This is a genomic window from Candidatus Nitrospira neomarina, from assembly GCF_032051675.1.
Classification (GTDB): Bacteria; Nitrospirota; Nitrospiria; order Nitrospirales; family UBA8639; genus Nitrospira_E; species Nitrospira_E neomarina.
Window position 1 is genome coordinate 4,060,374 of record NZ_CP116968.1, and the last position, 17,342, is coordinate 4,077,715.

At 48.2% G+C, this 17,342-nt stretch carries 11 protein-coding genes and 1 tRNA gene; 9 read left to right on the plus strand and 3 right to left on the minus strand.

The window, feature by feature from the left end:
* Positions 1-13: 13 nt before the first annotated feature.
* The 5 genes from PQG83_RS17470 (at position 14) to PQG83_RS17490 (ending at position 5,192) form a co-directional block, all read left to right on the plus strand.
* Positions 14-1,822, plus strand: coding sequence for a cytochrome ubiquinol oxidase subunit I (locus PQG83_RS17470; RefSeq protein ID WP_312743827.1), 1,809 nt, complete (start codon positions 14-16; stop codon positions 1,820-1,822).
* 60 nt (positions 1,823-1,882) lie between these two features.
* Entirely contained in the window at positions 1,883-2,521 is a 639-nt protein-coding gene (locus tag PQG83_RS17475; protein WP_312743829.1) for a c-type cytochrome, read from the plus strand.
* Between the two features lie 27 nt (positions 2,522-2,548).
* Positions 2,549-3,277, plus strand: a complete 729-nt coding sequence (locus tag PQG83_RS17480; RefSeq protein WP_312743831.1) for a c-type cytochrome — start codon at positions 2,549-2,551, stop codon at positions 3,275-3,277.
* 350 nt (positions 3,278-3,627) lie between these two features.
* Positions 3,628-4,158 carry an ethylbenzene dehydrogenase-related protein gene (locus PQG83_RS17485; RefSeq protein ID WP_312743834.1) on the plus strand — a complete coding sequence of 177 codons (531 nt, stop codon included), beginning with the start codon at positions 3,628-3,630 and terminating at the stop codon, positions 4,156-4,158.
* Positions 4,155-5,192, plus strand: a complete 1,038-nt coding sequence (locus tag PQG83_RS17490; protein ID WP_312743837.1) for a c-type cytochrome — start codon at positions 4,155-4,157, stop codon at positions 5,190-5,192. The genes PQG83_RS17485 and PQG83_RS17490 overlap by 4 nt, the downstream gene beginning before the upstream one ends.
* A 264-nt stretch (positions 5,193-5,456) precedes the next feature.
* Here PQG83_RS17490 and ubiA read toward each other — a convergent pair whose 3' ends face one another.
* Together ubiA and PQG83_RS17500 are read right to left on the minus strand one after the other, a co-directional pair.
* The gene (gene ubiA / locus PQG83_RS17495) at positions 5,457-6,308 is read right to left on the minus strand and encodes a 4-hydroxybenzoate octaprenyltransferase (protein ID WP_312743840.1); all 852 of its coding nucleotides are present in this window, start codon (positions 6,306-6,308) and stop codon (positions 5,457-5,459) included.
* A gap of 145 nt (positions 6,309-6,453) precedes the next feature.
* Positions 6,454-6,927, minus strand: coding sequence for a DUF2914 domain-containing protein (locus PQG83_RS17500; protein ID WP_312743842.1), 474 nt, complete (start codon positions 6,925-6,927; stop codon positions 6,454-6,456).
* A 265-nt stretch (positions 6,928-7,192) separates the two neighbouring features.
* Between PQG83_RS17500 and PQG83_RS17505 the strand changes: the two genes are divergently transcribed.
* Together PQG83_RS17505 and PQG83_RS17510 are read left to right on the plus strand one after the other, a co-directional pair.
* Positions 7,193-7,267: transfer RNA gene (locus tag PQG83_RS17505), tRNA-Thr, on the plus strand.
* A gap of 1,114 nt (positions 7,268-8,381) precedes the next feature.
* A complete protein-coding gene (locus tag PQG83_RS17510) occupies positions 8,382-10,253 on the plus strand; it encodes a tetratricopeptide repeat protein (RefSeq protein WP_312743844.1) in 1,872 nt (623 codons plus the stop codon).
* Between the two features lie 1,390 nt (positions 10,254-11,643).
* Here PQG83_RS17510 and PQG83_RS17515 read toward each other — a convergent pair.
* Entirely contained in the window at positions 11,644-15,102 is a 3,459-nt protein-coding gene (locus PQG83_RS17515; protein ID WP_312743847.1) for an acyl-[ACP]--phospholipid O-acyltransferase, read from the minus strand.
* A gap of 768 nt (positions 15,103-15,870) precedes the next feature.
* On the opposite strand from PQG83_RS17515, the gene PQG83_RS17520 reads away from it, so the two are divergent.
* A complete protein-coding gene (locus tag PQG83_RS17520) occupies positions 15,871-16,731 on the plus strand; it encodes an ATP-binding protein (protein WP_312743850.1) in 861 nt (286 codons plus the stop codon).
* On the plus strand, positions 16,731-17,294 hold the full coding sequence (locus tag PQG83_RS17525; RefSeq protein WP_312646115.1) for a response regulator: 564 nt from the start codon (positions 16,731-16,733) through the stop codon (positions 17,292-17,294). The genes PQG83_RS17520 and PQG83_RS17525 overlap by 1 nt, the downstream gene beginning before the upstream one ends.
* The last annotated feature ends 48 nt before the right edge of the window (positions 17,295-17,342 follow it).

The window sequence follows — 17,342 nt, forward strand, 5'->3', positions numbered from 1 at the left end:
AGGAATGAATAGAATGCCTGGATTGCTTAAATTTGGAAGTTTTTTGGCCCTTCTCTTTCTCCCGGCTTTGGCTATGGCGGCTGGAGGTGCTGAGATTCAGGCCATGTCGGTTGAATATCGGGATGTCCCTGGAATCGGTAGTCGTAACCTGGTGTGGGTTGTCGCGCAACAACATTTGTTGCTGGCTGGTTTCGTGTTAGGTGTTCCGATTTTTGCCTGGATATGCGAATTGGTTGGATGGAAAACCAAGGAACAACGGTATGACAAGCTCGCCAAAGAGTTTACAAAGCTCCTAACGTCAGCTTATGCCACCACCGCCCTTTTCGGCGGAATCCTTTTATTCCTTCTGATCGGACTCTATCCAAAGTTGATGGCCTACCTGACCGATATGTTTTTCCCTTCTTTCCTTGTTTATTGTCTGCTTTTCTTATTGGAAACGGCCACCCTGTATATGTATTGGTATGGGTGGGATTACATGCAGGGCAATAAAAAAACTTTCCATCTTTTTTTAGGGTTTCTTTTAAATCTTTTTGCCCTCGGAATCATGATCGTCCCCAACTCATGGGCAACCTTTCAGGCCAGTCCAGTGGTGGTGGGGGAGGGAGATGCTTGGGCTAGGGCTTGGATGGCCATGCAAAACCCAACCTGGTGGCCTGTCAATATCCATAGATTGATCGCCAACGTGGTGTTGGGTGGATTCATAGTGGGAGCGTATGCGGGTGTCCGCTATTTACTCGCAGTTTCACGTGAAGAGCGGGAGCACTACGATTGGATGGGGTATGTCGGGAATTTTATTGGTGTGTTTGGTATGTTACCCCTCCCATTTGCCGGCTATTGGCTTATGCGGGAGGTCTACCAATACAACCAACAAATGGGGATTACCCTTATGGGTGGTTTCCTGGCATGGCTGTTTATCCTTCAGGCTATGCTCATTGGAGTGCTCTTCCTTGGAGCCAACTATTATTTTTGGTTGGGAATTACCCACCGAATTCCAGGGTCTGAAAACCAATATAAAAAACCGGTAATGGGGATGTTGATTGTCCTGTTATTGTGCCTTGGTGTGTGGATGACTCCGCATTCCTTGGTGGCGAGTTTGGCGGAAGCACAAAAAATGGGCGGTACTCACCATCCGTTACTCGGGGTGTTCGGCGTGATGTCCGCAAAGATGACCGTGTCCAATATCATGATACTCGTGACGTTTATGAGTTTCATCATGTATTGGCGGGCGGGAAAACAAGAGACCGCAGGATGGGCCAAAGCTGCCAAGGCCATTATGGGAGGTTTACTGGTTATCGCAGGTATCGCCGTTGTGGTTCTTGGGGTATGGGGATATTTTGTCCCAGCCATTATCCGGATTAATTATTTCTCGGTTGCCCAGGTGTTAATTGTGCTGTTCATCATGGTTACGTTCACCCCACTAACCGCTTTGTTAATGAAAAGTGCTAAAACGACAACGGAAATGGTATGGGGAAAAATGCCTATTCGGGCTGGCTATAGTCTGGTCTTAAATGCGGTGATGGTGATTTTGCTCATGTCCTTAATGGGATATGCACGCTCATCATCTCGTGTGCACTGGCACATTTATGGCGTCATGAGAGATACCTCGGAGTATGCATATTCCCCTGCGTTAGGGTATGCGGCGGCATTTATGTCCCTTAATACATTTGTGTTTTGCCTGATCGTCGCATTTATTTTTTGGGTGGCGACCTTGGGCGATAAGGCCAAAGCCCAGCCGCCAAAGGGATCTACTATGGGAATTCCTGGCCACACCGCTCCGGCAATGGCTGGTGGTGCACCAATTTCAGGGGAAAAACTTGAATAGGGATGGAGTAAGAGCAAGACTCAAGAGCCATACATCTTTGAAAAGCATGGGTGAGGAAACATGAGTGAAGTCGCGCTATTGCAGATAATCGGCATGTGTGTCATTGGGGTGGGTATCCTCATCCTGTTGTTTATTAAGGGCATGTTCCTTCGGGTGCTTGGATTCGTCGCGATGGTCTTGGGAGTCTTTAGCTTAATTGCCTTGAGTGTTCCCCAAATGGCGTCCTTGCCTCCGGCGGTAGAAACCTTCGATCTTGCCAGCGTCAAAAGTCCAGATGATTTGGCCTCGATTGGGCAAAAAATATTTTTCAGCAAGGGACAATGTGCGTTATGCCATTCCATTGGACCGAGCGAATCGGCCAGATGCCCTGATTTAAATGGCATTGGAGCAAAACTGTCTGCTGAATTTCTCTATGAAAGTTTAACCCAGCCTCAAGCCTATATTTATTTGGATTTCAGGCATGATGGTATTCCAAAAGAATATCCTGCACAGATGCCCCATATTGACCAGGATCCCATCGGCTTAAGCAATCAGGAAATTTATTCGGTTATTGCGTTTCTCCAAAAAATGAGTGGGGAGCCCATCAGTATCAAAGTTGAAGATATAATGGAAACTGCGCAAGAAACAGCCAATTCCTTAAAGGTGGCTTCGGTCTCCTCCACACTTAAATCTCAATTGCCGAATTTGGCGGACCGCTAAAGGAATAGCCACAATGAGGAGAATATCATGAAAGGCCCAATCATTAGTGGAGCTATCATTCTTGCTGGAATGTTCATATTTTTGAAATTCCTTCTTCCGTTAGTGACGGCACCTCTTCCAGCCAGTTTAATTTACCTGTATTTGGCCCTTGTTCTGAGTGGAATAATGATTTACGGAACCATGAGTGCGCCTTCCTTGGAGGCCATGATGGGGCCAATCTTCAGATTTTTGTCGGGGAAAGGACAGACGGGAGCAGGGCAGATGGCCCGGTTGGCGGTGTTGGTTATGTTCCCGCTTTTGGTGGGGTGGCAAACGTACAGTCGACTGGTCCCTAGCGACCTTCCACCTGCCGAAAACAGGACCATTCATCCGGCCCCGCCAGGTGAATTTGTCGGCTTATCAAACCCTTATCCCAAAACCCCTGAGAATATTATGATGGGCAAAGGCCTGTATGCCGCCTACTGCTCGCCCTGTCACGGAGCCAATTATGATGGAAAGGGTCCAGCGGCCCCTGGCTTTAATCCACCTCCTGCCAACTTCAGTGATCCGGGAACTATTGCGCAATTACAAGAGGCGTATTTGTTCTGGAGAATCAAAAAAGGGGGAGTGGGTTTACCCGTCGAAGGAATGCCTTGGAAGTCGGCTATGCCACGATGGGAAGAGGAATTGCCAGAAGAGTTTATTTGGAAAATTATTATGGGTGAATATGATGGGGCACACCAATCCCCTCGGACTTGGGAAGAAGAAGAAGAATAGACTCAAGCCAATTATGTTGTGGATGAATGAGTGGAGAATATGACATGTTGAATGGACTAGGAAGCCTCAGGACACTATCCATTATTGGGCTGTTCGGGGTCCTGGGATTTTCGTCAGCTTTTGCCAATGAGCCCCCTGCTTCAGATGAGCCAGGTAGTGTCTCGGTTCGATTGTATCAATTAGAAGGCAGCTTGCCGTCAGAAGACCCAAATTCTTCACAATGGGATTCGGTGCCTAGTTCGGAATTTAACCTGGCGCCCCAGGTGCATTGGCCTCCTAGAATCCAGGAGGTGACGGTGAAGTCGGTCAAGGTCAAAGGGGTTCATAATGGCCAGGAACTGGCTATTCTCGTGGAATATGCAGATCCTACCGAAGATGCCGCCGATGCCGCAGCACTTGAATTTATGGTGGGTGATAAAATGGCTCATTTCGCACATGGCCAAGAAATGTTGCAGGTTGAAGGCGGACCGGTAAATATTTGGTTTTGGAAAAATGAAAGTGGCAAAGCAGTTGATATGAGCGCAAAAGGGTTTAAGACCTTGGAAACCCAACCCCATCAGGATGTTCAAGCAAAAGGTGTTTGGCAAAACGGTATTTGGAAAGTGGTCTTTTCCCGTTTATTGAAAACCGAGGATGCTCAGGATGTGCAAGTAGAGGAAGGCGAATGGCGTAATGTCGCATTTGCTTTTTGGGATGGGGCGGTTGTCGATGGTCTGGTAAAGGAAAAGGGGGGCCAGAAAGCCGTCTCTACTTGGTGGTATGTTCGAGCAGAACCGAGTGCAGATAATTCCATTTTTGGTTGGGTTATTTTAGGATTAGCTCTCGCAGCGGCATTTGAATTGGTGATAGTCAGAAAACTGAGAAAGGGGCAATCAGTATGAAACGGGTAGCGGGAGGCGGTCGCGATATGACAGTCATCGGGTTGGCCGTCCTCGGAATAACCTTCACGTTGTTTTCTGGCTGTGCGCTTTTTGAGGATGAAAGAACGGCGAAGGGTCGAAAGCTCTATAACCACTATTGTAGTCATTGCCATGGAGAGACCGGACAACAGGGAGAAGGATTCAATTGGGATCGCATGTCGGACCCCCGACCGAAAAATCTCGCATCCAATGCCGAAATGTCCACTTTCAGTGATGAGGAGATTTTTCATACTGTTTATCGAGATATGAAAGATACCACGGATCAAAAAGTCCTTGATGATGAGGACTATTTTGCAGTACCAACCATGCCGACCTTTAAGTATACGTTATCGGAGGAAGAAATCTGGTCAATTGTGGGATATGTTCGAACCCTTCATGGGATGTCGCTGAGCTATGATTTGGAAACAAGAAAGAAGGAATTAGAAGAGGCATTGCAGGTGGCGCAGCAAGAGATGGAAACCACAAAGGCCGCCTATGAGGCAGCCGTTGAAAAAGCAGAGGCCGCACAAGCAGCGTATGAAGAAACGTTAACTGATGAGCAGCTTGAAAACTACGAACCCAAAGAAGTGACCATTCCTGAAGAAGAAGTGTTTCTTGCCGCCAATGAAAAATATGAAACGGCAAAAGCCGCCGTTGATAATTTTTTAAAACGACCGAAAAAGCCGCAAGTCTCACGACCTGATCTTACCATTGCTGAAGAAGACCGTGCGGCTCAAGCTAAATTGGGAAAGCAGTTATATAATGAAAAATATGGATGCCAGGGATGTCATAGTCTCAACGATGAAGGCGGGGTGGTTGGCCCTGCATTGGATCGAGCAGGCTTTCGCCTCAATCCTACATGGGTCTATCGATGGATTCTATATCCCCAAGCCATGAAAAAACATACCAGGATGCCAAATTTGGGGATTTCAGAGCAAGATGCAAAGGCTCTTACGTATTATCTCGGGACGCTCCAGGCTCCAAAACCTGAAAATCAAAGTTCGACATCAGAATAATCTCCCAACGGCCCTTTCTCTTTTTGAGAAGTGTATTTTTTAGGCTAAACCCTATCCTGACCAGGTGCTTTTCTATAATATTAGTTTCTAACAGGAACCGTTAAACGCCGATGGTCGTAAGATTAAAAGTACCGGCAAATGCTCTTGATGACCAGGGGCAGGTTGAAAATTAGAAAAAGAAGATGAGTGCCTAAGATATGAGGGAGGTGTTTGGCTAATAAACATTAAAGCAAGCGGTCGTTTTGTAATCCTTTCCAAGTGTACCTAACGAAGCCCCATCAAAATTCCTCCTAAAATAAGAATCCCAATCCAGATATGTTGTTTGAATAAGGACAAGGCTTTCTCCCCTGAAATATTTGAGCGGAGAAGAAGGACTTGATAGCCCAATATGACAGCTACTCCCCCTAAGGTGAAAGAATATTCAACTCCCAGCTGATTGATTCTGGCGACCAAGGCCAAGCACCCCAGCATAAACAAAGCGGCAATTCCCACCCCAAGCCAGGTGAAGGATCCAAAGAGAATGGCGGTGGATTTGACTCCAATCCTTTGGTCATCATCTTTATCCTGTATGGCGTAAATCGTATCGTAGACCATCGCCCAACATACCGTTGCTGCAAAAAGAATCCAGGCCGACAGGTCTAATTCGTTGCGAACAGCGGCCCACGCCAAGACGCCACCCCACCCAAATGCTAAGCCCAAAACAAATTGAGGAACATGGATGAAACGCTTGCAGAACGGATATCCTCCAGCAAGCACCAATGCCACAGGACTCAAAGCAAGCGTCAGGGGATTCAAGAACAATAACAAGATGGCTGCTAGCCCAAGCAAGACGGCCAGAAATGCTACTGCTTGGGAAGGGGTTAATTGGCCGGAAGCGAGGGGGCGGTGCCGTGTCCGTTGAACTTCCCGATCGAATGACCGGTCTGCCAGGTCATTCATAATCACTCCCGCACTCCGCATGAGGAATGATCCCAAAATAAAAATCATAAGAAGTTTAAGGCTGGGCCAACCCTCGGAAGCAAGAAACAGGGACCAAAGCGTGGGGAAGAGTAAAAGTAGAGTCCCTGTTTGATTGAACAACCGAATTAGATTGGCAAATGCAACGGAAGAAGGCATAGACCGTCTATAGGGATGACTAGAAGATTATGTGAAACGTTTATGGTGTGACATGAGATGGCTTAATCCGCCTGATCAGAGCAAATAACCCATGAGTTCTGGTTCATGTGAATGTGAATCCCATGACTAACGAAGTCCTACAGGTTTATTTCACCGTAAATCGGGCGATACAGAGGATTCGATCCGGTTCTTTTGAAGGGGCAACCACGATCATCCATTCGCCGATATGTAGATCTGGATGTAGTGATTTTCTGCTCCACATGCGATAGCCTGGAGAAGGCTGAATCGGGATGTCCACTTCTGAAATTTTTGTCCATGTTCCGTCGGTTTTGTGATGCCAACTGTGACGAATCTTTCCTGTTGAGGTTGCTTCGATTTTGGTCCAAAATATCACGTGGGAGGTTTTTGAAGTTTGAACCTCTGGAATGGCCGCTTGCCCGTTTTTATCTTTTTCGCAATAGGCCGGAGGCAGGAATATTCCCTGTGGGGTTCTCTTTTTCACATCCTTGGATAACACGACAGTCTTAACCAGAAAATCAGCCTGTGCCAATAGAGGTGTACCTGCCAAACCGATTATGAGCCCAATTCCGCTAAATATGTGTTTTACTCGATCACCCACTTCCGCCCTCATATGGATCTTGAGATAACGTCAACCCAAGAAACTAAAATATACCTGCTGCCTTGTCAATGGAGAGAGTGAGGTGAGGATAAATGGGCGGACTCTACGATTGATCGCCCAAAATCCTCTATTTTTCCAAAAGAGCCGGAATCTTTGGAAGTTGACGTTACCAAGCGACGAAAGGTATAAACGACCACAAAGAAAACCTACCAACCTTGTGCTCCAGAGCGTACTGTCTTTCGCGATTTGATTCCTTCCAATGTGAGCCGGCGTAGCTCAGTGGTAGAGCAGCTGATTCGTAATCAGCAGGTCGGTGGTTCAATCCCACTCGCCGGCTCCAGCCAATATCCTAATCGGACAGGCTTTTAAAGTTATAGGTCCAAGAGATTCGGCTTTTTTCTTCTTTCACAACGAGTTTCGGTAATCTGATCTGGAAGCATAGAGCCTACATGGCTGCTATTTCTTTTCCGGTCAGAGTCTAACTCGTTGGCACTTCTCCTTACCTTCCTCTGAAATTCAGGCTCTCAAGCTAGAGAAAATATTTCGACCATTTATCTAATTTAAATGTGGTGTCTCCTGTCAGATTCCCTAACGGATTTGTCGCCACTCAACTCTAATTAACCTGCTCTCAAAGCATATGATCTCACCCTACTGCCCAAGGTCGACTAGAGCCAACTGTCAACGGATTTAACACCGGGTTCTTGTCGATCCAGATTATCGTGGTGTTCCAATACTTCAATCATTCCTGTTCGTTTAGATTTTATGGAAATGGTGGTTGTCGGATGAGTTCGGAAGAGAGGCACATGGTTTGCACAACCGAAGCTGAGAACAGGAACACTTATTATTTTGAGGGACATTATGAAAATCTGTGAAAAATGTCAGGGATCAATGGTGCTAGAACGCGCCGTGGATTTAGAGGTTGGATTATGTCTTTTGTATTTTGCTTGCTTGAATTGTGGAAAACGGATTCAGGCCGAAAAAGAGCCGCGCCCTTTAGTACATTAATGATTGTAATCCATATAACTATGAATACGGAGGAGTTATGAAAAAACAGAATCGACCATTGACTTATGATGAACGGAAGGCGGCCGAAGCAGCGTTTCGAGGGGCACCGTTCGACCCGGAATTGTCCGAATCTGCCAGAAGGGTATATCTAGGAATTTCCTCTGCAATGGCGAACAAACGTAATGAGGCGTTCCAGGATTATGATCTTACACAACCGAACGTTAGGGCCAAGAGCCCGTCAACGGAATCGCAGAATCGATCAAGAGCAAAATCTTCCTCATGGTAATTTCAGTCCACTCTTCTCAGGACAACCCGGGAATCGGGTTGTCCTCAGCCATTCCCTTCCGTTAGCGCTCGACAGCGCGTTATTCCTCATCTACAATAATTTTTTGGTTACGGGATCTCCTTGGCGTTGAGCTTAGTCGGAGAGACTGTATCTGTATGGTGGAGTGGATTATGCCAAAGAAAGTTTGGATTCCTTCCTGGTATTGGATCCCGTTTTTTCACCAAATTTTGTGGTGGAGTATAATGATCATACTGTCATCACGCTACTCAACCCATCTATGAAGCTGGCAATCAATACACATAATTTATGGGCTCGACTTCCACAGAAGGCAGGAGCCATTTATGGGTCGGTGCTTCTTATAACTCTTTTTGCCGGGACCTGGGCGTTTGCCTATGCGGAGGGAATGAAGTCCGAGGAGGAGGTGATCAACCAAGCACGGGCTGCGTGGATGAAAGGATCCGCTAATCAAGCATTAGATATTCTTGACCAGGAAATTTCCCATTTTCCCCATAATACAAATTTCCAAAAACTTCGAGGAAACATTCTGACGACAATCCGTCGGAACCAGGAAGCCTTAGAGGTCTATGATGCCATACTGGAACGTGAGCCCGATTCGTTGCAAGTTCGGTGGGCAAAATGGAGTGTATTGATTCGGATAGGAGAGGGAGATTCGGCCATTACCGAGCTTAGAAGTATCGCCAAACGATCATCTCATAACCCTCTGGTTCATCTGCGTTTAGCACAAGAACTTCGGAAACTTGATCGTTTAGAGGAGTCCCTAGAATCATATCGCCAAGCGGTACTCCTGGCTCCGGAAATGACAGGATGGCGATTGTCTTTAGGCCGCGCGCTTTTTGATGTCTTGGATTATGAAGGGGCCAGAAAGGAAGTGGAAGGGGTATTGAAAAATGTCCCAAAAGGCTCTCCGGTCGAAGCTGCTGCTCGCAATTTGTTAATGGTGGTGTATGGGGCTACAAAGGAGAGAGGGCGCCGTTTTCAACCCATATTTACCCCGGAGGGCACTGGGGCAGATCTTAAGCAATGGGCGTTGATCCGTAATAAGGCCTGGAAACTTTTTACGGCTGGCCGGTATGAGGAAGCCGAGCCGGTATATCGAGAAGTTCTCATCCTCAAACCTTCCGATCATCGAGCGGCTTATGAACTCGGTCAGACTTTAATGGAATTGAATCGCTATCAGGATGCCATCGACTTTCTCCAAAAGGGGATTGATCAGGGTGCGTCCAATGAGGTGTATTTGGACTCTATTTTTCGTATTGGCCAGTGCCTGGTGGAATTGGAACGATGGCCTGAAGCGTTGATGCATTTTGAATTACTTCAGGAGTTAGGCCCTGCACCAAGAGTGACTTCAGAGGAGAGCCAGGAAAGTACCGATGATGCTCCGATCGTTGCCGGGGCACCAGTTCTCGATATGCAAAAGGTGGCACAATGGTTGGAGATGATTCGGACGCATCTTCCCAGTACCCCACAGTCCACTGTGGTTCCCAGCCCAGTCAGCCCTGATCCCGGTATCCCCGATCCGCCGCCGGTTCAAACTGAGGAATTACCAACAAGAAGTCTAGAGGGGTTGGAACCGGTTCATTCCCGAGCATCCCTAATGGGGCGTGACGCGGATTTCAGTTGGTTCCGATTCGCCATTCCCGCAGAGATGGTGATGCGTGATGACCTACTTATGGGGTCTCATGAATTTATTCCCATTGATCCGGGAGACACTTTTCCCGTTACTCAACCAGAAATTTATGTGGTGTTTGGCTTAGTCACCCCTTCCTACGATGAAATTCCTTTAACTGCCAAATGCTTTCTTGAAAAGTCTGAGATTTTGTCCAGTCAGGTCGCGTTAGTCCAGGATCGGGTCATCATGAGCATGAATGATCAATCCGGATACTTTCGGCTTCAAATTTCACCGGAAGGAGGCTGGGAACCCGGACTTTATCGTTGTGGTTTATTTGTGGGAGACGAGGCCTCGGCTTATAACGTGGCCGATGATGTGAGATTTCGGATTGTTGCCTCAGATTAGACAGGAGTGCTAGATAGAGCATTCGAAGGTCAAATGATCTCGTTCTTCTTGAAGCGCGTGTGGGTTGTGCGGGCTATTCCTTTTTGTCCTTCATCAATATTTTTTGGCTCCATTCCAAATCTTTTTCTGGTACTTGCATTTTCTTGCACACCTCACTTCTCCATTTAAACTACCTCCGATTAACCGACAAGAGCCCGTACCTACATGGGAGCTTCTGTCCCCCAATGGCCCCATCGCAAAATGATTTATTCGTTCAGGCGGATAATCAGGGCGATCGGTGGACAGATAATGGGATTCGGTGTTCTTCCTTTCTTTCCTCGTCCGTTTGTCAAAATCTGTTTACCCTCAGTAAGGATAAAGCTTCATTTTTCACCAATACGGCTTCGGCTTTCTTGTAGTAGTACGGTGTTTCCATCCCATCAATGGGTGCGGTAGCCAGATTACTTGGAGAGAGCTGTTGTTTTTTTGAGCAAACAAGCGAAATATTGGATTTTTGAACATGTGTGAAAAGAGTGTGCAGCCATTACCCTTCCGGCAAAACGACCAAATGCATATGGCAATTAATCACTGATTTTTGCGGGGATGGTGAATGTGGATCCGTTTTGGATGTGGGCCTGTTGTCAATCGTGAATGGATTGACCGATAAGTGGTTCGTCGGGGGTCGGATGGGGGCCAATGGGATATCGCATGGTGTATCCCATTTATCACCATGAGTTCCCGTAAAGTTTGTGACAGCTTCTCCGGTGATGCGGGCTGTGATTCATTCAAATATTTCATACCCCGCTCCGAAAAGCCAGACATTCGGAAGTGGCCAGACAAAACATCCATTGTCATGAGGCAAGAGGCGATTGTCTGAGTAGTATTTCACGTATGGAGCCGGCCGGAACCCATTCTTGATAAAAGCGGTCAAGACCGGCGAAGTGTTTCTGCCCAAGCAACCAGGCCCTGCATCCAGAAGTTCAGTGGAACCTCGGCGTACGTAGAATGTCCACCTAGGATGAGAGTAACTGCATGAATGGTGAGTAACTGATAGGTAATTGGGATGGAAGGGAATGAAGGTGAGCTTGCCTCTGGAAAGGGGGATGCCGATCAGAACAGAAAGTCCTTCCAGTAAACAGGCGAAACGGTCCTTGGATTTAACGGCCGATCAAAGTAGAAGAACCACTATTCCCAATATCCAAAAATGTCATATTTAGATTGAGGCATGCCTCTATAGGTTACGGAAAACGTCTTCGGTCCGTGTGGTCGGAGGTTGTGCCGCAGCGAAGCCTATTTCATTATTGTTTGAGTTTGCTTTAAAGGTACTTCTTGGACAGTCATTTTTTTGCCACTTTGTGTCCATGAGTTACCCGAAGATAAAGTCAATTGGGAGCACGTTCACTGACCGGTATTAAGGAAGTTGTGCATTTGATAGTTTTTCCAGTGCCAGTTGTTTTAAGGTGCGCAAGTCCAATTTTCCCGTTCCCAATACGGGGATGTGATCTACTTTGATAAAATTGTCCCGTTTGGGAATGAACAGATTGGGCAATCCACTAGCCGAGACCTTTTCCAAGATCTCCGGAATGGCCGATTCTTCGAGGGTGTGTAAGACGACCAGCTGCTCCCCTTTCCGTTCATCAGGTACGGCGGTGACAGCCAAAACCATGGTTTCGGCGTTTGACGCTTCCAATAACGCATTCTCAACCCGTCCATGAGGGATCATCTCGCCACCGATTTTGGAAAATCGGGATAGGCGATCCGTAATCGTAATAAACCCATCCTCATCCAGGGCCGCAATATCTCCGGTAGTGTACCATCCCTGTCGTATCACTTTTGCTGTCAAATCTTCACGGCCTAAATACCCATCCATCACGTTTGGCCCTTTGACTAAGAGCATACCTGGGGTGCCGATCGGCAACGGTTGCTCAGTATCAGGATCAACAATTCTAACAGACACGCCTGGAAGTGGCTGTCCGACCGTTCCCCGCCGAGAGGCGGATTGGAAAAACCCCGAAGCTCGAAAATCTGGACAATTGACTGCAATCACGGGCGAACATTCTGTGACTCCATATCCTTCAATGGGACGAATGCCAAATCGTTCTTCGAATGCGATCAGAAGCCGGTCGGGTAACTTTTCTGCGCCTGTGAGTACGATCCGGAGGGAACCGAATTGTTCCGGGGTGCAGCGGCGAAGATATAATTGCAGGAAAGTCGGGGTCGTTAAGAGGATGGTGATTCGATGCTGGTGGATTAGGTCTCCAATGGGCCCGGCATCCAAGGGAGAGGGATGGTAGATCACGCCGGCTCCATGGATGAGTGGAAACCACAGTGTGGTCAGATATCCGAAAGAATGAAAAAACGGCAAAATCCCCAAAAGTCGGTCATTGTGATCCAGGTGCAGGACTTGGGCAATTCCTTCCACGTTTGAATCAAGGTTGAAATGACTCAGCAGGACGCCTTTAGGTTCTCCCGTGCTCCCGCTACTAAAAATAATGGTGGCGATATCATCGATAGAAGGATGAATTGTGGCTCCACAGTGACGCTCCAACATTCGGACTGGAGCGAAGAGCGCTAACAACGCCGCGGTGAGCCGAGCCTGTAAATTAATTGTGTTTCGAATCTCCTCGATCCAGATAGGAGTAAGGTAAGCCGGGAGTTCGACTTTGGCTTTATTTAAGAAGATGCGGCTGGTGAGAACCGTTATTAATCCCGCTTGTTTGGCGGTGGCCTCCAACCCTTGTACCCCAAGGGTGTAATTCAAATTGACGGTGGTTTTTCCCGAAAGAGTTGCAGCCACATTGGCGAGTGCGCCGCCCACACTCGGAGGCAGTAGAATTCCAACCGTGTGTTGCCCTTCCCAGCGAGGTCTGAGTGCTCTTGCCAAGGCGATAGCGCCTGTCAGCGCCTTGAAGCAGGACACATGAGGTGTAGTCGCATCTCCAAACATGAGGCGAAAAGGGTGTTTGCGCATGGACCATACAAAACTGTGATGGAGAGGGCGTCGGCTGGGTTTTCGTAAACGCCAGGCGGCTTCTCCTAATTCTTGAACGGCTTGCCTCACCTCTTCAGCAGATGTGGTTGAGGGGAGGGGATCGCCGATAGAGAGCGTGATGGGGTAGGGGAAGCAGGTCGGCCATTTTGCCAAAAATCGTCCACCGATGAAACTGAAGATACTCCCCCAGACACGGTCAAGGTTGATGGGAACAATGGGGACATCCCGACCTTTGACGATACGGGTGAATCCCGACCGGAAGGGTAAGAGGTTACCGGTACGGGTAATTTGGCCTTCTGGAAAAATGCATACCAGTTCGCCTCGATCGAGACTCTGTCCTGCTTGCCGTAACGCAGATAAAATTTCTCTGGGAGATCCGTTCGAGGAAATGGGAATGACCCCCATGATTTTGGCAAAGGGATGGAGCACGCGATGGTCATAATAATGTTGGTCGACGAGAAATCGAATAGGGCGATCGGTGGTGGCGAGTAGGAGCAGTCCGTCAATGAAGGAGACATGGTTGGGCACCAGAAGTGCCCCGCCTTCTTGCGGAATACGATCCCGCCCGGTGATGGTGAGTCGATAAATGGTGTGGGTGAACAAGACTAACATCAACCGAATAAACATTTCGGGGAGAACCCGAAGCGCCCAAATGGTCAGAGTCGCGCTCCCGATGCCTGAGACGAGAAAGATATTGCTGGCGCTAAGCCCGATCTTTGACAGGAATCCTGATCCCAGAGATCCCAAAAGGACTCCTCCAAAGACCAGGGTGTTGGCAAAGGCAATCACGGCCCCTCGTCGATCAGCCGGGGATCGCCATTGGATCAGAGCGTTGAGCGGGACCACCACAAATCCGCTGGCGAGGCCGAGACAACCCATGGCCATGAGGGTTCCTCCTAATTGTGGCTCCCCAAACCCTAAGGCGAAAAGACTGGCGGTTATCCCTGTGCCTCCCAAGGGAAGGTAGCCTAATTCCACTTTGGCCGCTGAGAGTTTTCCGACCAACAGGGAGCCAATGCCAACCCCAATTCCGAAGGCTGCCAGGGGTAGCCCTGAAAGAGAATCAGATAATTGAAGGACGGCTTTTGCGTAGATCAACACATCCTGCCCAACCAAACTGGCCAACGTCCAAAATGCCATGGCCCCCAATATACCCAATTTCAAAACTCGATCTAACCGAAGGGCTTCAATGGCGGCTTTCCAGGTTTCTCGCACTCCGCCCTCAAGTCGAGCCCGTGGGACTGTGGGAATAAACAAAGAAGCCCATAAACCTATTCCCGAACACACCATAAGCACTAAGCCTGTTAGCCATGGGGTTTGGCCGGAAAGGTCCAGCAAGGGACCCGCCAATGCGGTCCCTGCAATGATGGCGATGAAGGTCCACATCTCGAGTTGACCATTTCCCCATGACAGGCGATGGTGAGGCAGGAGTTCAGGAAGAATTCCATATTTGGAAGGACTAAAAAGGGCGCTTTGGGCACCCATTGCGGCTAGTACCAGGAGGGGGAGGACTCCACCCAGCGGATTCCAAAAAAGGGCTGCGGTACCGGCTCCCATCAACAAAACTTCTACGGCTTTCATGACGACGATCACGGTTCGCTTACTGAACCGATCGGAAAAGACTCCGGCAAAGGCCGAAACCACCATCAGGGGAAGGGTAAAGATGACAAAAGCTTGTGTGGTGGTCGTCTGGGAGGCTGCTTCAAAATCCGGCCCAGATGCACCTACCGAGGCGGCGACTTGCTTAATAGCCAGGAGAGCGACAATAAGTTTCCAGGCATTATCATTAAAGGCTCCAAAAAATTGCGCGACTAGCAGGCCGCGGAGAGCTGCAGACTGAGCTGCAGGTGGTGGGGAGGCTGAGGAAGATTCAGTCACCGGGATTACGAGGTGTGAGTATTGGTTTTTTCTTCAATTATCCTTGAGTTCAAGGAGATATTAAACAAATATACTTCATAACGAAACCGAAACTACCTGTCGGTTGTTGCCCTGAATAGGACTCCAAGGGGGTATACCCTGAGGCCGAGAGGGTTCAATGGTAGGCATGGTTTGTATGGTTTCCCGGTAAAAAGAAGTCGAGACCGCCCTCAGAATTCAAAAGGGGGTACGTCATTTTTCGAATAGCGAGAAAAATAAGTTGAGTTATCTTGTAGGAACCATTCTTCCCCGTCAATCATTTTTAGGTCCATGTATTTTATCCTTTGAAGTGAGTTGGCGAAACACATGGTTCGATCCTTGAGGGCCACACATCTTATCAAAGAAAACACGCCAATACCTACTTGCAGTTTCGATCAATACCTCTCGTGAAGGGATACCTCCGTTTTAAATGGTTCGGAAATCTTACACCGTTCTGGAAGTGCATACCGTAGGCCAGCTACAGCAGGTGCCTTTTCTTCCAAAGCTAATCCTTCTCCCTTGAGAATCCGGCTTTTCTCTGGATGCAGAAACATGCGAGCTAAGCTTCCAGGGCTCTTAAGGTTCCTTCGTATACAGCCGATTCATTCCCATATGCCGCGCCAAGGTTTCGGTTGAGATGTTTTGGCATGTTTTCTTCCGTTTTCATAACCGGGATTCCTAGAATTAATAGATTTCGCAATATAGTAGAAATGCCATCTCGGTAAAGGGGACTGGACGGCTATTTTCGCGATGACGACTCAGACGAAATCATCAGGTGTTTCGACCGGACAAATGGGAGGAGTGGGGGAGTCCATCTTCCATCGAATGCGAAACGTCTTGAATAGCATACATGTGTCTGCCGGTCTCATTAGCCATCGGCTTCGGGAATGTCATGTGGCAGATGTTGGGCGGGTTGCAGATATGTTGGAGGCCCACAGCCATGAATATGGGAAGTACCTCACTCAAGATCCCAAAGGGAAAAAAATTCCACATTTCTTGGGGCAGTTGAGTGAGGAATTGGCACAGAACCACCTCGACACTCTGACAGAATTGACCACACTCAATTATCACCTTGAACAATTGGAATATTTTCTGACGGTTGGGCAAGCACCCCTTCGGGTCGGGGGATTTAAAGATACCATTCAGTTTGCAACGATTATGGACGAGGCCTTGGCTCCCCATCAGGGGGAATTGGATCGGATGGGAGTCCAAGTGTGTCGGGAGTATCAAATGGTTGGCGAAGGTATTCTGGAGGTATCCAAGCTCTTCTGCATTGTGGTGAATTTGATCCGAAACGCGATCAATGGGATGCGGAAGAAAACCGACCGGACCCATCGTCTCACTCTATCTGTGTTGCCTTGCCCTGACCGCGAAGGGTTTGTCCGCTTGCAGGTCGCTGATACTGGCAGCGGAATCCCTTTGGATTGTCTCACGCGGGTGTTTTTCCCGCAGGCGCCGGGAGAGCAATCAGACCTGTTGCCGAATCTTCATGCCAGTGCTATAGCGGCCAAAGAGCTTGCTGGATCACTGCGGGTGTGGAGTGACGGTCCAATGCAGGGAGCAATTTTTACCCTTGATTTGCCAGTTATTCACATGGAGGGAGAACAGTAATGGAGAAGGAACAAGGCAACCGGCGTATTTTGGTGATTGATGATAATGTGGCGATCCACGATGATTTTCGAAAAATTCTTGAGAGATCATTAGACACCTCGCTGCTTCAAGAGGTTCGGGCCGAATTGTTTGATGATGTGGAAGAACAAAAAATCGTTGAGAAGTTTGAAGTTGAAACGGCGGACCAAGGGCAAATGGGACATCGAATGGTGCAGGATGCGATGAAGGCTGAACGGCCGTATGCGGTTGCCTTTGTGGATATGCGCATGCCTCCAGGCTGGGATGGCGTAGAGACTGTGGAGCATCTGTGGGAAGAAGATCCTGATTTGCAGATTGTGATCTGTACAGCATTCTCGGATCATGCATGGGAAGATGTCATTCAACGATTGAATAACAATGGCCAACTCCTCATCTTGCGGAAGCCGTTTGATAATATTGAAGTTTGGCAATTGGCGAATTCCCTCACCAAACGCTGGGCGGAATCGCGTCAAGCAAAGTCGCAGTTGGAATTATTAGCCAAATGGGCAGAAGAACGGGCCGAGGAAACAATCAAAGCCCACTGAAGTAAGTGAATCTCTCATATTCTGTCAATTCGTGCATATGGGATGTTC

Excerpts from the sequence above, each read along its gene's own strand:
- PQG83_RS17470 (WP_312743827.1), top strand. The coding sequence starts at position 14 with ATGCCTGGATTGCTTAAATTTGGAAGTTTTTTGGCCCTTCTCTTTCTC.
- PQG83_RS17475 (WP_312743829.1), top strand. The coding sequence starts at position 1,883 with ATGAGTGAAGTCGCGCTATTGCAGATAATCGGCATGTGTGTCATTGGG.
- PQG83_RS17480 (WP_312743831.1), top strand. The coding sequence starts at position 2,549 with ATGAAAGGCCCAATCATTAGTGGAGCTATCATTCTTGCTGGAATGTTC.
- PQG83_RS17490 (WP_312743837.1), top strand. The coding sequence starts at position 4,155 with ATGAAACGGGTAGCGGGAGGCGGTCGCGATATGACAGTCATCGGGTTG.
- ubiA (WP_312743840.1), bottom strand. The coding sequence starts at position 6,308 with ATGCCTTCTTCCGTTGCATTTGCCAATCTAATTCGGTTGTTCAATCAA.
- PQG83_RS17520 (WP_312743850.1), top strand. The coding sequence starts at position 15,871 with ATGACGACTCAGACGAAATCATCAGGTGTTTCGACCGGACAAATGGGA.
- PQG83_RS17525 (WP_312646115.1), top strand. The coding sequence starts at position 16,731 with ATGGAGAAGGAACAAGGCAACCGGCGTATTTTGGTGATTGATGATAAT.